11 protein-coding genes are annotated in these 15,159 nt (G+C 56.9%); 4 read left to right on the plus strand and 7 right to left on the minus strand.

Annotated elements, in window-relative coordinates:
- The first annotated feature begins 208 nt into the window (after positions 1–208).
- Positions 209–1,234: an NADP-dependent oxidoreductase gene (locus MARLIPOL_RS12110; protein WP_012138433.1), complete on the plus strand. Its 1,026-nt coding sequence runs from the start codon at positions 209–211 to the stop codon at positions 1,232–1,234.
- A gap of 95 nt (positions 1,235–1,329) precedes the next feature.
- Here MARLIPOL_RS12110 and MARLIPOL_RS12115 read toward each other — a convergent pair whose 3' ends face one another.
- From MARLIPOL_RS12115 to MARLIPOL_RS12140, 6 genes are read right to left on the minus strand one after another with little or no spacing between them, the layout of a single operon-like run.
- Entirely contained in the window at positions 1,330–2,295 is a 966-nt protein-coding gene (locus MARLIPOL_RS12115) for an NAD(P)H-quinone oxidoreductase (protein ID WP_036191738.1), read from the minus strand.
- A 22-nt stretch (positions 2,296–2,317) separates the two neighbouring features.
- Positions 2,318–3,457: a tRNA-queuosine alpha-mannosyltransferase domain-containing protein gene (locus tag MARLIPOL_RS12120; RefSeq protein WP_036191607.1), complete on the minus strand. Its 1,140-nt coding sequence runs from the start codon at positions 3,455–3,457 to the stop codon at positions 2,318–2,320.
- 14 nt (positions 3,458–3,471) lie between these two features.
- Positions 3,472–5,202, minus strand: coding sequence for a sugar phosphorylase (locus tag MARLIPOL_RS12125; RefSeq protein ID WP_012138437.1), 1,731 nt, complete (start codon positions 5,200–5,202; stop codon positions 3,472–3,474).
- Positions 5,199–6,422 carry a glycosyltransferase family protein gene (locus tag MARLIPOL_RS12130; RefSeq protein ID WP_012138438.1) on the minus strand — a complete coding sequence of 408 codons (1,224 nt, stop codon included), beginning with the start codon at positions 6,420–6,422 and terminating at the stop codon, positions 5,199–5,201. The genes MARLIPOL_RS12125 and MARLIPOL_RS12130 overlap by 4 nt, the downstream gene beginning before the upstream one ends.
- A gap of 17 nt (positions 6,423–6,439) precedes the next feature.
- Entirely contained in the window at positions 6,440–7,243 is an 804-nt protein-coding gene (locus tag MARLIPOL_RS12135) for an HAD-IIB family hydrolase (RefSeq protein WP_012138440.1), read from the minus strand.
- Complete coding sequence (locus tag MARLIPOL_RS12140) at positions 7,240–8,187, minus strand: hypothetical protein (RefSeq protein ID WP_012138441.1); 948 nt, start codon at positions 8,185–8,187, stop codon at positions 7,240–7,242. Before MARLIPOL_RS12140 ends, MARLIPOL_RS12135 begins: the two co-directional genes overlap by 4 nt.
- A 79-nt stretch (positions 8,188–8,266) precedes the next feature.
- On the opposite strand from MARLIPOL_RS12140, the gene MARLIPOL_RS12145 reads away from it, so the two are divergent.
- Complete coding sequence (locus MARLIPOL_RS12145) at positions 8,267–9,721, plus strand: protein adenylyltransferase SelO (RefSeq protein WP_012138443.1); 1,455 nt, start codon at positions 8,267–8,269, stop codon at positions 9,719–9,721.
- A 33-nt stretch (positions 9,722–9,754) separates the two neighbouring features.
- Here the strand turns inward: MARLIPOL_RS12145 and MARLIPOL_RS12150 are convergent, their stop codons facing one another.
- Positions 9,755–11,269: a fumarate hydratase gene (locus tag MARLIPOL_RS12150; RefSeq protein WP_012138444.1), complete on the minus strand. Its 1,515-nt coding sequence runs from the start codon at positions 11,267–11,269 to the stop codon at positions 9,755–9,757.
- A 196-nt stretch (positions 11,270–11,465) separates the two neighbouring features.
- On the opposite strand from MARLIPOL_RS12150, the gene MARLIPOL_RS12155 reads away from it, so the two are divergent.
- Together MARLIPOL_RS12155 and MARLIPOL_RS12160 are read left to right on the plus strand one after the other, a co-directional pair.
- Positions 11,466–12,239 (plus strand): enoyl-CoA hydratase, encoded by a 774-nt coding sequence (locus MARLIPOL_RS12155; protein WP_012138445.1) that lies wholly within the window; start codon positions 11,466–11,468, stop codon positions 12,237–12,239.
- A gap of 192 nt (positions 12,240–12,431) precedes the next feature.
- On the plus strand, positions 12,432–15,122 hold the full coding sequence (locus MARLIPOL_RS12160) for a hypothetical protein (protein WP_012138446.1): 2,691 nt from the start codon (positions 12,432–12,434) through the stop codon (positions 15,120–15,122).
- The last annotated feature ends 37 nt before the right edge of the window (positions 15,123–15,159 follow it).

The following is a 15,159-nucleotide window of genomic DNA, read 5'->3' on the forward strand; positions in this document are numbered from 1 at the left end:
TGGTGGCGGTGAACTGCAGTCCGCTTGCCTGGGGCATGTCTTCGGTCCTTGAAGATAAAGTCGTACGTTCATTACTCGTCCTGAGTGGGCCCGATTATAACGATCGGGCTGGCGAATGTAACCCCGGGACATCCCGAGTTGAGAGGTTGACCCCAAACCTATTCTGCTGCACCCTAATCTGGTTTCATTATACAACCGGATAACGTCAGTGAACGACTACAAGAATCATGCAATCGTGCTCAAACAGCGTCCCCAGGGCGAAATTCAGGATGGCGATCTTATTATGGAAGAACGCCCTGTCCGGCCACCCAACGAGGGAGAGGTTGTGGCCCAGGTCCTGTGGCTGTCACTGGACCCTTACATGCGCCCGCGTATGAACGATGCCAAGGGGTACATGGACCCCATTGCCATTGATGAGGCGATCGTTGGTGAGAGCGTCGCCCGGATCGTGGAATCCCGCTCAGACACGCTCAAGGTCGGCGACCTGGTCACCTGTTATTCCGGATGGCAGGAGTATGTAACCTTCCCCGCGGATGCGCCGATGGTTTACAAAATCAACCAGAAAGACAATGTGCCCCTGCAGACGTATCTGGGCGTGGCGGGCATGCCCGGCCGTACCGGCTACTGCGGCCTGATGTACGTAGGCAAACCCAAGGCCGGTGAAACCGTGGTGGTGTCGGCCGCTTCCGGGCCTGTCGGCACCGTGGTTGGCCAAACGGCGAAGAAGGAAGGCTGCCGTGTGGTGGGCGTAGCCGGCGGGCCGGACAAATGCGGTTTCGTGGTTGAAGAGCTGGGCTTTGATGCCTGTGTCGATTACAAGGCAGGTAACCTTGAAGAAGATCTGAAAGCCGCCTGCCCTGACGGCATCGACATCTACTTCGAGAACGTTGGCGGCGCCGTGACCCGCGCGGTTGCGCCGTTACTGAACCCGGGGGCTCGCGTGCCCATCTGCGGTTATGTGTCTGCCTACAATGCCAGTGACATGGCGTCGGTCGAGACGCCTTTCCACGTTCTGAAAGCATTGGATCCGGTACCCGAGCACCGCTTTTTCCTGGTCACCGAGTGGCAGGACAAGCATCAGGAAATCACCGGCATTCTCGCAGGTCGCATCGCCAACGGCGAGCTGAAGTATCGCGAGACCATTGCAGAAGGGCTGGATAATGCCGTTGACACGTTCAAGGGTATGTTGAAGGGGCAGAACTTCGGGAAACAGCTGGTTCGTGTTGCGGACTGATCTGACGTGCGTAGGTCGGGTTAGCGGAGCGTAACCCGACAATGGATCGCGGTTGGTTGTCGGATTACGCTTACGCTAATCCGACCTACATTCACTCAGCCATTAACGCTCAACAGCACTTTGCCGGTATTCTTATTGGCGGCCACGTAGGCCATGGCTTCGGCAGCCTCTTCAATCGGCCATTCACAATCAATAATCGGCTCAATCTGCCCGGAACTCAGCAATGGCCAGACGTGTCGATAAAGGGCCTGCATGACCTCCCCTTTGACCGCTACTGGACGTGACCGCAGGGTCGACCCGATCAGGCGATGACGTTTCACCAGCATCAAGCCAAGATCCACCTCGGCGGACCTCCCGCCCATCAGGCCAATCAGAACAATTCGACCATCCGCGTTCAACACTTTCTGATTATCGCCAATGTAACTGCCGCCCACCGGGTCCAGTACCATATCGATGCCACCCCATTTCCGGACCGCATCCACGAACGAACCGTTGGTTCGGTTCCAGATACCGGTGGCTCCGAGATTCTGACAAACAGCCAGTTTTTCATTATCACCCGCCGTGGCAAACACCGGATTACCAAACGCCGTTGCCAGTTGTATAACGGCCGTACCCAGGCCACTGGCGGCCGCGTGAAGGAGGACTCTTTCACCGGGTTGTAATTCCGCCTCCCGATATAGGTTCAACCAGGCTGTCGCAAATACTTCTGGCACCGCCGCAGCCTGCCTGAGAGACAACCCCTCCGGAATCGGTAATACCTGCACCGCCGGCACGATCACTTTGGTGGCGTACCCACCACCAGTCAGCAGCGCGCAGACTTCGTCTCCCGGCATGAAGCCACTCACACCCTCACCAACATCGGTGATGGTCCCGCTTACTTCCAGCCCCAGAATTTCCGAGGCGCCCGGAGGCGGCGGATAAACGCCTGCCCTCTGCATCAGGTCAGCACGATTGATAGCGGTCCACTTCACGTCAATGCAGACATGACCCTCTGGCAGCTCCGTGGGAGCATCACAGGCCTCCCAGTTCAGAGCATCGCCGACAACTTTGATCGCCTTCATCATATTCGCACGCTCCGGTGATTCATTCTTGACTCATTGAGCATACCGCGTCACTGCCATTGGTGACATACATGGCGTGGCGATAACTGCGTTTCAATTCTGTAAGGCGCCATTCATGTGGAGGCTTCGCATCCGGTTTTTGCTCAAGCAGCGACATTAACGTGTCAGCTGCACACAGAGCTTCCTGTACCGGATCGTCAATCATACTGGTGTAAAGGTGAGCGGAGGGAACGTATTCGGGGTACGCCAGGCGATCCGGCGCCAAAGCCAGGCAGCCAGACGCCATGGCCTCCAGCATCGACAGCCCCTGGAAATCATGCAAGGCGGTCGACACCACCACGTCGGCATCCTGCAACAGCCTGTCGTATGCTTCACGACTTTCCATATAGCCCCAGTGCACGAGGCGACTGTCGTGACGGAGCTTTATCTCATCAAACACCCGGGGCTGATTCCGGAACTGCTCCCCCACTACACTGACGCGGAAATCCTGCCCCATATCCACCAACCGGTTTAGCAGGCGCAACAACCGGTCCGGGCCTTTGTCGTATTCCCAGCGGTGATTCCACAACAAATGTGGGCAGGCAAAGTTATGGGGAGTGGGTCGTTCACGGAACAGATAGTCCTCTATCGGCACAGGAACGACGCTGGACTTGTCCCGGATCTGACGAATCACTCCTTCGGGTACGCCGTCAGGTAACTTGTTGAGAAACTCGTCGGCTCCAGCGAGAAAGCTGTCCCGGTTCCACTGGCTGTTGAATACCACGTGGTCAGCGGCAATCGCGCTGTACAGGTTAACCATCTGGGGATCGACACTGGCGTGCTGCTTGCCCGAATCCGGATAGGCAAACTGGTTCTCATGCATGTAAAGCACAGCCGGGATGCCAGCAAGATGGGGGTGAAACCCTCGAATGGACGCCAGATCCACCATGGATGTCACTAACAGCAGATCCCAGTGTTCCCGAAGCGCGGGCTCCTGAAGCCAGGTCAGCGCGTTCCCGCGAATCCGCCAGCGGAAGAACCGGGGCGGCAAGGCTAGCACGTGCCATTCGAAAGCCGGCTGGCTGGCAACGAGTTGTTCCCGCCAGCGCTTGTGGCTGCCGGCATCGTATGCTGACAACAGAAGCACTCGTGGTTTTGACGGCGATAGCGGTTGCTTGGGCATGAGGGCATTCTGCCCTACTCCCGGTTCGACAGCCAGACGCTCTGGTAGGGCTTCAGTGTAATGGAACCGCTCAGGTCATCCACCCGCAGCCCGGAAATCAGATCCACCCACTGGTCGGTACCAATCAGGTTAATGTCACTGAGGGCGATTTTCTGAACCTCGTCACTGATATTGTGAATGCAGAAAATGGACTGGTCCCGCCGCATGCTCTGGCGCCAGAAGCCGAACAACTGCAGGCCAAGGTGGAGCGTGAACTGTGTGGCATTGGGATGAAACGCCGGCTGACGACGGCGAATGGAAATCAGGCGCTTGAGCTCCGTGAACACCTTGCTGTGATGGCTCAACGGGTTGGCCAACTCACTTTCGATCGACTCCAGCTTCCACTGCCCCCGATTGATGGAACGCAGACGGCCGGTGTGCTCTGCCCGCTCATAATCGTTTTCTGTGGCCAGCAAACTGTGAATATAGAAGGCCGGGATACCCTCCAGCGCCAGCATTACCGTATGGGCGCAGATGAAACGCTGTCGTTGCCAGTGATCCGCCCCGCCTTTGACGGTTCCCTTGAGCGCATCGTACAGCGCAATATTGATCTCATAGGGCTGGTCGCGACCGTCTTCCGTACGTCGATACGAAACCTTGCCGCCGAAGGACTCCATGGCATTGATCAGCCCCTGCTTCTCGTCCTCGGTCAGCAGGCCGTCGGTGGGACGTAAACCCACACCGTCATGGGAGGCAATGAAGTTCAGGTAGGTGGTGCCGAGTTGGGCCGGGGGCATGCTCATCAACCAGGTTTTCAGATGCCGGCAATTCCCGGTTACCAGGGTATGAATCAGCAGCGGCGGCAGGGAAAAGTTGTAAATCGCGTGCGCTTCGTTGGCGTTACCGAAGTAGGTCAGGTTCTCCCGGTTAGGCACATTGGTTTCGGTGATCACCACTGCCCGCGGGGTGTGATGTTCAATCAGCAGCCTCAGAATCTTGATCAGTTCGTGGGTCTGCTGCAGGTGGATGGAAGGCGTCCCCGGCTCTTTCCACAAGAAGGCCACGGCGTCGAGCCGGAACATGACCACGCCACGCTCCAGATATTTGCGAATGATCGACACGAACTCCATCAACACGTCCGGATTGGCAAAGTTCAGGTCCACCTGGTCCTCACTGAACGTGCACCAGACGTAGCGTTCACCATCCTCTGTCATTACCGGGTTCAGCAGTGGTGACGTCCGTGGACGCACCACGGCACCCAGGTCATCCGTCAGGCTGGCCTCGAAGAAGTAATCCTTGCCTGGATCTAAGCGTTTGCGAAAGTTCTCGAACCAGCGGCTACGAGCGGACATATGGTTGATCACCAGATCCGCCATCAGCTTGAAGTCCCCGGCGATGCGTTCAATGTCCTCCCAGGTGCCATGGGATTCGTTGACCGCCAGATAGTCCATGACGGAAAAGCCGTCATCGGAGCTGTAAGGGAAGAACGGAAGGATATGGACGGCTGAAACGGTATCCGCGAGGCAATCGTTCAGAAATTCATGAAGCGTTACCAGCGGCTTTTCATCCGCCCGTCGGATGGTGTCCGCATAGGTAATCAGAACGATGTCCGACTCGTCCCAGTTGTTCTGGTGCGCCGGCGGAGGCTCCTGATTCGGAGCGAGCCCCATGGCCTTGAGCAGTTTTTCCGCCAGAAACCCACTGTCGAGATAGGGATAGACAACCTCCAGCATTCCCGCCAGTTTGGATTTCAGTGGTTCTTTCATGGGCGGAACTCCTCGTTATCCAGATCCACCGCTTCCATCAGTTGCGCTTTGATATCCGGAATCGCACTGGTTACCCGGTTCCAACTCGGAATGAACGGAGTATCCATAGGATTATCGAGGAAATAGGCCCCGGCGCGCATCACATTCTGGGCAAACAGCTCGACGGCTTTTTCTTCCTTGTGGCGATCAAAGGTCAGGCCATTGATGATGGCGTCGTTCTGGTACGTCTCGACAAAATCCAGCGCAATCCGGAAGTAAGTCGCCTTGATGGTGCGGAACTTCTCATTGGAGAATATTTCGCCGTTGGTGGCCAGCTTGCGGAACAATGCCTTGGAAATGTCTGTACTCATCTTGGACAGCCCGCCACTGGCGTCCTCCGGCGACAGCTCCTGGTGCTTGTGGTCGTATGTGTCGGCAATATCCACCTGGCACAATCGGTTAGTCGCGTAGTTGCGCTTCATTTCCGACAGTACGCCTACCTCCAGGCCCCAGTCACTGGGGATCCGCAGGTCGTTGATGACGTCTGTACGGAACGAGAACTCCCCTGCCAGTGGGTAACGGTAACTGTCCAGGTAATCCAGGAAATCGTTGGGGCCACAGACTTTCTTCAGCGCCCGGATCAGCGGCGTGACCAGCAGGCGACTGACGCGGCCGTTCATTTTGCTGTCCGCAACCCGGGCGTAATACCCCTTGCAGAACATGTAATTGAAGGCCGGGTTGGCGACCGGGTAGATCAGGCGAGCCACCAACTCCCGTGAGTAAGTCAGAATATCGCAATCGTGCAGGGCAACGGACTTGCTGAGACCGGAAGCCAACACGTAACCAAAGCAGTACCAGACGTTACGCCCCTTGCCCATTTCCGTAGGCGCCAGGTTCTGTTCCCGGAGTTTGAGATCAATGGCACGTAGCCGGGGGCCATCATTCCAGAGCACCTTGACGTTCTGCGGCAGCTCCGAAAAATACTCCAGTGCGTAGCGATACTGCTCTTCCGTTGCCCGATCCAGCCCAATGACAATCTGTTCCAGGTAAGGCACCTTGGCCAGCTCACTGACAATATGCTTGAGTGCGGGCCCTTCCAACTCCGAGAAAAGCGAGGGCAACACCAGTGACATGGGCCGCGCCTTGCGGAAATTCATCAGTTCCTGTTCCAGATCCTCCAACGGGCGGCGGGTCAGATTATGAAGGGTGGTGACGATACCGTTCTGGTAAAAATCGCCCATGGCTGTATTCCTCTTCTTCAGTAACCGTACTCAAAGAGGATATTGAGTACGCATTCGTTCCAGCCTTCAGGGCCGGGCTTGAGGGAGCGCATGGCATGCCGGTCGGAGGTGAGCTGCACCATATCTGACTGGACACCGCGGATGATGACCGGAATATTGACCGACTCCAGCATCCTCTGATCATTGGGGCTGTCCCCCAGCGCGACAGTCACCAGGGACTCCTGACCATAGTGCTCCCGATATTTACCCAGCAAGAAACGGACCCCATCGGCTTTGTCAAAGTCTCCCATCACGTGGAAGAAGCGCCCTCCCTGCACAATGCGCAGTTTTTCGGCGGCCAGTTTTTCGGTAAACGTCGCTAACTCCTCAGCCGAACCTTCCCACAGCAAAGGCTCCGTTCCCTGCCTGTCTTTTGCCAGTTCGGCTGAGGTTGCCGACAGGCCGGTCACGCGCCCCAGCTCCTCCACTGACATGTCCGCAAAGCCCCGAAATCTGTAGCCCTCGGAGCGCAACCCGCCCAATACGGATAGCACCTGCTCACGGGACGCCCCAAAATTCACCACCTGCTCGGCCCTTGGCCCAAAACAGTTCGCCGGAATGACGACCGCTGCACCATTTTCGACAATAAACGGGTAGTGATTGTTCAACGTGGCTCTGATATCGCGAATTTCCGAGGCCGTTTTACTGGAGTTGAGGACGACCGGGATATTCGCCCGCTGCAGCCGCTCCAGAGCCGGTTTCGCCGCTTGCCAACGATAGGTGTCGTGATTCAGGAGCGTGCCGTCCAGGTCTGTGAACACCAACAGGCGGGGCCTGGTCATGACATGTCTCCCTCAGCTTTCCGGAACCTGGGCAGGCCCAGACTGTGGTCTTCCGCCACCTCAATCACGACATCCGCCCGCGATGGCAACTCCGCCAGGCACCGGCGGGTTATGCGCTCATAATGCATAATGAATCGGGCGACCTGGTCATCGGTCATGATTCTAAGGGGCCCGGGGCTGCTGCCCCCTGTTGGTGCACCACCCTGACGCTGGGCAAGCTTGTGCTCCTGCAGTGTGCGCCACTCCAGAACACAGTCCATGGAAGGTGCCTGGAGCATGATCAGGGAATCCAGCTGATCAAAGAACGCCTGGTAAGCGCCCTTAAGGCAATCATCAACGTACTGGCGCCAGATGCCCTGCAAATCCTCTTCGCGCTCCAGCGAATTAACCGGAGCAGCCAGTTCAGCGGCATCTTTTGCCGGGTTCGCTGCGACGCACCATCCTTCCACCAACACAACATCCGGCCGCCCCTCGAACTCGGGCCACAGCGCCCTGGGAGATCGGTCATCCATGGATTTATCAAAGGTCGGCACGGGCGTGTGGTCACTCGCGCCCGCCTTCATCAGCTGGTCAATCACTTTCTGGCCAAGCGCGATATCATGGGTACCGGGGACACCTCGGGTCACCAGCAACGGGTGAACGGTTTCAGCCAGGTGCTCACGCTCTGCTCTGGTGAGGTAGATATCATCCAGGGAGAAGCTGGCCGTTCGGCAGTCAAACACATCGTGGAGGATCTCTTTCAGGAACAGGGTAAGGGTTGATTTTCCTGTGCCCTGTGCACCATGGATGCCAATGAGGACCGGCCGTTTTTTCGCCCTGGCCAGAACCTGTACGTGCTCAGCCAGCGGCACAATGGTCTGTTCCACCGTCCTCACGTAGGATGGAGGAAGGGATTCCTGATCCATCAGGGGCTGCAGGTTCTTCAGGCGTTGTTGATCAGCCACGGTTCGGGGTCCTTGGAACATTGTGTTTACATCTACATGATTTAGCATGTTTTGTACCAAATAAGAGTATAGGCGTCCTATGAGCAACAACGGTTTTCGGGTGGAACATCGATATCTGGAGCTGCCAGACAGCTTCTACACCCGGGTTCAACCCACACCGCTTAAAGACGCCCGCATGGTGTGCTTCAACCACGCGTTGGCGAATCAGATGGGGTTTCACACCGACCAGCCGGAAGATTGGACCGGCGTAGGCGCCGGTACCGAATTACTCGAAAGCATGGATCCGGTGGCCATGAAGTACACCGGCCACCAGTTCGGCATGTACAATCCGGATCTGGGCGATGGCCGGGGCCTGCTCCTGTGGGAAACCATCGGGCCGGACGGACGGCGCTGGGACTGGCACCTGAAGGGCGCCGGCATGACCCCTTATTCCCGCTTTGGGGATGGCCGCGCGGTGTTACGTTCCACCATCCGCGAATATCTCTGCAGTGAAGCCATGCACGGTCTGGGCATTCCCACGACCCGTGCCCTGTTCATGGTCAGCGCCCGTGACCCGGTACCTCGCGAATCCATCGAGACCGCCGCCGCGCTGGTCCGCGTTGCCGAAACCCACATCCGTTTCGGCCATTTCGAGTTTGCTGCTCACCACGAAGGCAAAGACACGCTGAAAACTTTGATGAATCATGTCCTTGCCCTGCACTTTCCGCATTTGATCGGGTTGGCAGACAGCGAGCGCTACGCAAGATGGTTTGAGGAGGTCATTGAACGCACCGCTCGACTGATCGCCGACTGGCAGGCGGTTGGCTTCTGCCATGGCGTCATGAACAGCGATAACATGTCCATCATTGGCGATACTTTCGATTACGGCCCCTACGCGTTCCTGGACGATTTCGATGCGGGTTATATCTGTAATCACACCGATCAGGGCGGCCGTTATGCCTACAACCGCCAACCGGAAGTCGGCTTTGTAAACTGCCAGTACCTGGCCAATGCGTTACTGCCGGTCATGGATGAAGACAGCGTCCGCCGCGGCCTGAAGCGTTACGAAATCGCCTACAACGAACGCTTCCTGCAGAACATGAGGGACAAACTCGGGCTGGTGCAGGAGGATCGGTCGGACCTGCCGCTGATTATGGACACCTTCAACATGCTCAACGAACATCACGTGGACTACACCCGATTCTTCCGTGGGCTGTCCAACCTGACCACCAATGGCACCGCACCAATCCGCGATCTGTTTGTGGATCGAAGCGTGGCGGACCAATGGCTTGAGCGCTACCAGCAACGCCTGGAGACCGAATGCCGCGCCCATGATGCCCGCGAATTTGCCATGCGCAAGGTGAACCCCAAATATATCCTGCGGAACTACCTTGCCCAGCAGATAATTCAGGAAGCACAAAATGGCGACTACGAGCCGATGAAGGAATTACTGAAGGTATTGGAAAAGCCGTTCGATGAACAGCCAGAATTCGAAGGGTATGCGGCGCTTCCCCCTGACTGGGGGAAGCACCTGAACATCAGTTGCTCGTCCTGATCCCGACCGGGATCAGGAACAGGGAGCCAGCGTTCAGACAGCCTTGGCAGCGATGATCTTCTCGTGCCACTCGACCGGACCGGTCTGGTGGACGGAGGAACCTTTGGAATCTACCGCTACCGTAACCGGCATGTCTTCCACCTCAAACTCATAGATGGCTTCCATACCCAGTTCCTCGAAGGCTACCACTTCAGCCTTTTTGATGGCTTTGGACACCAGGTAGGCAGAGCCACCCACGGCCATCAGGTACACGGCGCCAAATTCGCGGATGGCATCAATGGCCACCTGACCACGCTCGGCCTTGCCGATCATGCCGGTCAGACCGGTTTTTTCCAGCATGGTGCGGGTGAACTTGTCCATACGGGTCGCCGTCGTGGGACCCGCTGGGCCAACCACTTCTTCGCGAACCGGGTCCACCGGACCGACGTAATAGATGAAGCGGCCTTTCAGATCCACTGGCAGCTCTTCGCCGCGCTCGATCATATCCACCATCTTCTTGTGTGCCGCGTCACGGCCGGTCAGCATCTTGCCGGACAGCAGCACGGTTTCGCCCGGCTTCCAGTCTTTAACGTCTTCCGGCGTCACTGTATCCAGGTTCACGCGGCGCACGCTGTCACCCACTTCCCAGGTGATCTCCGGCCAGTCTTCCAGGCTCGGCGGGGTTTGCAGGGACGGGCCGGAGCCATCCAGCACAAAGTGAGCATGGCGGGTCGCCGCGCAGTTCGGAATGATTGCCACCGGCTTGTTGGCTGCGTGGGTCGGGTAATCCTTTACCTTCACATCCAGAACCGTGGTCAGACCGCCAAGGCCCTGAGCCCCGATACCCAGCTCATTCACCTTGTCGAACAGCTCCAGACGCAGTTCCTCGGAGCGGTTGGACGCGCCACGGGCCTGAAGATCGTGAATATCGATCGGGTCCAGCAGGGACTCTTTTGCCAGCTCCATCGCCTTCTCGGCGGTGCCACCGATACCGATGCCCAGCATGCCCGGCGGACACCAGCCAGCCCCCATCTGCGGCACCATTTTCAGGACCCAGTCCACCACAGAATCGGACGGGTTGAGCATCGCAAACTTGGATTTGGCTTCGGAACCACCGCCCTTGGCGGCCACGTGGACGTCCACGGTATTGCCCGGAACCATCTTGTAATGAATCACCGCCGGAGTGTTGTCCTTGGTGTTGGCGCGCTTGCCGTCCGGATCGGCCAGTACAGAGGCCCGCAAGACGTTATCCGGATGAGTGTAAGCGCGGCGCACGCCTTCATTGATAATATCGTCCAGCGCCATGTCCGCATCCCACTGGACATCCATACCGATATTTACAAACACCGTCACGATGCCGGTATCCTGACAGATCGGCCGCTTGCCCTGCGCGCACATGCGGGAGTTGATCAGGATCTGCGCCATGGCATCTTTCGCCGCCTGGGACTCTTCTTTCTGATAGGCCTCGTACACAGCCTGAATAAAATCTTTCGGGTGGTAGTAGGAAATGAACTGCAGCGCGTCCGCTACGCTCTCAATCAGGTCGTCCTGGCGAATTACGGTGGTCATAGGCGTCTCATCAGTTTGGTTTATCGATGACAAAATTCGGAAGCGGGAGTTTACCAGAAAATGATCAAAGCGCGGCATGCCACCGATGAAGAAGCCCAGGATTCTCAGAACCTCTCCCGACAAAAACGCGTGAAAAAAACCACAAAAAGAAGTTACCATCCTAACGAATAAATCAAGAACAACAGCAGGAGACACCGTGACTGAACTCGTCCTCACCGAAAAAAACAACCAGGTGTTAACAGTACGCATTAACCGTCTGGACCGGAAAAACGCCCTCACCCACGCCATGTACACCGCCCTGGGTGACGCCCTTGAAGATGCCCACGCCGATGCGGACATCCGTTGCGTCCTATTTACCGGCAGTGATGACTGCTTTACCGCCGGCAACGATCTGAGCGACTTCGCGCAGGGGCTGCCAGGCTCATTCGAGGAAACCCCGGTGGGCCGCTTCCTGTTCCTTCTGGCCACCGCCACCAAACCTGTCGTTGGGGCTGTAAATGGTCCTGCGGTTGGCATCGGCACCACCATGCTGTTGCACTGCGACATGGTATTCGCCGGCAACAACACCCGCTTCCAGATGCCCTTTGCCAACCTGGGGTTGTGTCCGGAGGGCGGTTCAAGCCTGCTTCTACCTTCGTGGATTGGCCGTGTCCGTGCTGCGGAGTTATTAATGCTGGGCGGCGCCTTTACTGCTGACGATGCCCACCGCCTGGGCATCATCAACCAGGTCTGCAAGCCGGAAGCGACTGAGGCCACTGCCCTGGAAAGCTGCCACAAACTGGCCGCCCAGGCGCCGGCTGCAATCCGGGCCACCAAGGAACTGCTCAACCGTCCCACCCTGGAGCAACTGAAAGAGACTATGCTGGCGGAGGGACAACTGTTCGGCGAACGCCTCAAATCCAGAGAAGCAGCCGAAGCCTTCAAGGCCTTTATGGAGAAGCGAAAGCCGGACTTTTCAAAGTTCGACTGACCACCGGAGCAAACTCGACAAACCCCTCCCCGCCAACTATTTTTCATAGCAGGCAAAAGACCTCCCGTGCGGGGAGATCTGATAACGCCAGAATCACACTTTTGGCTGATCAACTGTTGCCATACTGTCGCTATAGTCAGAGTTACAGAAAAACAGAACAACGACACAACAACAGGAAAAGGTTCCACACCCATGTTCAAGAAAACACTAATAAGTCTTGCCGTGGCGTCTTCCCTTGGTCTGACAGGCTGCTTTGATAGCGCCAGCTCGGGGAAGAATGCAAATCCGGAATATAAGATCAATAACCCCGCCATCGACGGGAAAACCTGGCCGGTTTTTAACCCACTGCTGAGCCAGCTACCCATCCCGAACGATCTGATATTCGACTCTGAGCAAGGTGACGGAACCTTTGGTGTAAACGACAGCTCGCCGCCCGTTACCACAGCATTGAATGAACTGAGCGGGGCCTCTACGGTTGCTCCGGCTGTGATCCAGTTTAATGGACAGATTGATCCAGGCACTGTGGTTTACGGCGAGACGGTCTTCCTGCTCGAGCTTGAATATGCCAGTGGCGATCCGCTGCAAGGCCTCAGCATTGGCGAGCCACCTACGGTAGTTGGCCCAGCGCCCGCTCGTGCTGATGTTGAAACCCTTGATGGCACTTCAGCCATTCGCATCCTTCCCCTGCAACCGCTGAACCCACGTAAGCGTTACGTGGCAGTGGTTACCAAGGACATTACCGACATCAATGGCGAAAACATCATCGCCTCTCCCAGCTACAGCAACCTGACCGATGAAGAGCAGCCGCTTGGCAACGATGGTTTGGCTCCAGTTCGCACACTGATTAACAGCCTGTGGGAACCGATTGCTGGTGCGGCACTTGGGATCACAGATGACAATATCGCGGTGAGTTACAGCTTCACCACTTCGAACGATGAGAAAGTGCTGCAGTATATTGCTGAGCCTGCTGCCTGGTTCTCTGATCAGATAGAAACATTTGTTAAGGTTTCAGCAGCAGGCAGCGCCCTTGAGGGCGGAGCCTCATCATACGAGGAAGTTGTGCCCGTAGTGGACGGAGCATTTACCAATTTCCCGAATATTCCTGCATCCGATGGTGAACTGATCGCCAGCAAGTTGCCGACACTGTTTGGGTCGGGAGCTCCGTGTGAAGGGACAACAGGCGAAATCGCGGTGACGTGTGCCGGGGTTGCTTTAGCAACCAGCTTCAGCCCGCTGCTGCCTGACCAGTCTGACCGCACTGCTGCAGACATTACGGTAGATCCAGCATCGGTTGCGCCAGTGCCGTTTGTATCCGCAGTCACGAGCGGTATCCTTGATGCCTTCGGCGCGGCAAGCACTGATGTAACTGCCGCGCAGGGTACTGTGAGCCTCCCCTACTACCTGGGCACCAGTGGCGCAGACCTTGTCACGAAATCCTGGGTAGCGGATGACGAACTGGCGACGCAGCTTAATACCGCTTTTGAGAGCATTGGGCTGGCCATTCCCCAGGCGGACCCTTCCGTTTCCACAGCAGTGAACTATGTATTCCCCTTCCCGAAAGAGCAGGCAACGGTGGAGGTACCGATGCTGGCACTCTATCCCACTGATGGAAGCACATTACAAGGTGTCGTGCTCTACCAACACGGAATTACCACTGACCGAAGCGCTGCACTGACATTCGGTACTGCCCTTGCAGCTAACGGATACGCGGTGATTGCAGTAGATCAGCCATTGCACGGTGTAGCAGCCTTCACCGCAGAAGAGCAAGAAGCTCTGGCGGATCAGCTGCTGACAGGCGCAGGTCTTGAGGTTAACGACACCAACAGGACTGCACTGATAAATGGGCAGCTTTCTCTCGGGTTCTTGCAGCAATTGATTGATGGCGGCTGTTCCGTTTCGACCGTGGAAGAAGTCCTGGGCGGCGCTTGTGGTGCCGAAGCTGCCACAGCTATGGCAGGGCTCGTTTCAATCGAAAATACCGTTGCCAATGCCGGCAGTACAATACCCGGACTCGCACCACAGATTGGCAACGAGCGCCACTTTGGCTTTTATGCCGAGCAGCCTGGCGTGCCAGGTGCCATTGATTTTGATAACGGCATTGGAGATTCCGGCAGCCTGTACATCAACCTGACCAGCTTCCTGACCACCAGGGACAACGGCCGCCAGAGCGCCGTCGACCAAATGAACTTGCGGGAAAGCGTGTCTGGGCTGGTCCTGCCCACTGGCGGCACAAATGTGACGATTGACGATACAACACCTGTCTACTTTGTGGGCCATTCTCTGGGTACCATTACTGGAACGCCCTTCGTGGCAGCCGTTAATGCTAACCAGTCAGCAGCCCTCAACCCCGGTGCATCGTCTAACGACATCAATGCCGCGAGCATGCTGACCCCGGGTGGCGGCATCACTCGACTACTGGAGAACTCTCCGACATTCGCACCGCGCATTCTGCTTGGTCTCCAGCAAGCTGCTGGCCTGGCGCAAGGTGACGCGAGCCTGGAAACCTACCTCAATGTATTCCAGGCCACTATCGATACCGCAGATCCCATCAACTTCGTTGATAACCTGGCGGACTTTGGCACGCCGGTTCTGCTCTCGGAAGTAGAGGGTGATACCGTCATACCGAATGCCGCAGATGCCGCTGAATGGGGCGTTCCCGCACTCGAGGGCGTCTTCACAACAGAGGTCAACGGTCAAGACGTTCCAGTAACGGTCGATAGCTTTAATGCTCCGCTCGCGGGCACCAAGCCGTTGACACTCGGACTCACCAACATTACGACCTACACCTCCGGTAACCACGGAACTCCGGTTTCAGCCGACGATGCTGCCGTTTTCGGCGGCATGGTTACTGGAACCGTCGGATTGTTCATGGCTAATCCGTAAACCCGAGTAAGTAACCAGAACCAGAAAGGCCCCCCCC

Origin of the sequence: Marinobacter lipolyticus SM19, from assembly GCF_000397065.2 — a bacterium.
GTDB lineage: Bacteria > Pseudomonadota > Gammaproteobacteria > Pseudomonadales > Oleiphilaceae > Marinobacter > Marinobacter lipolyticus.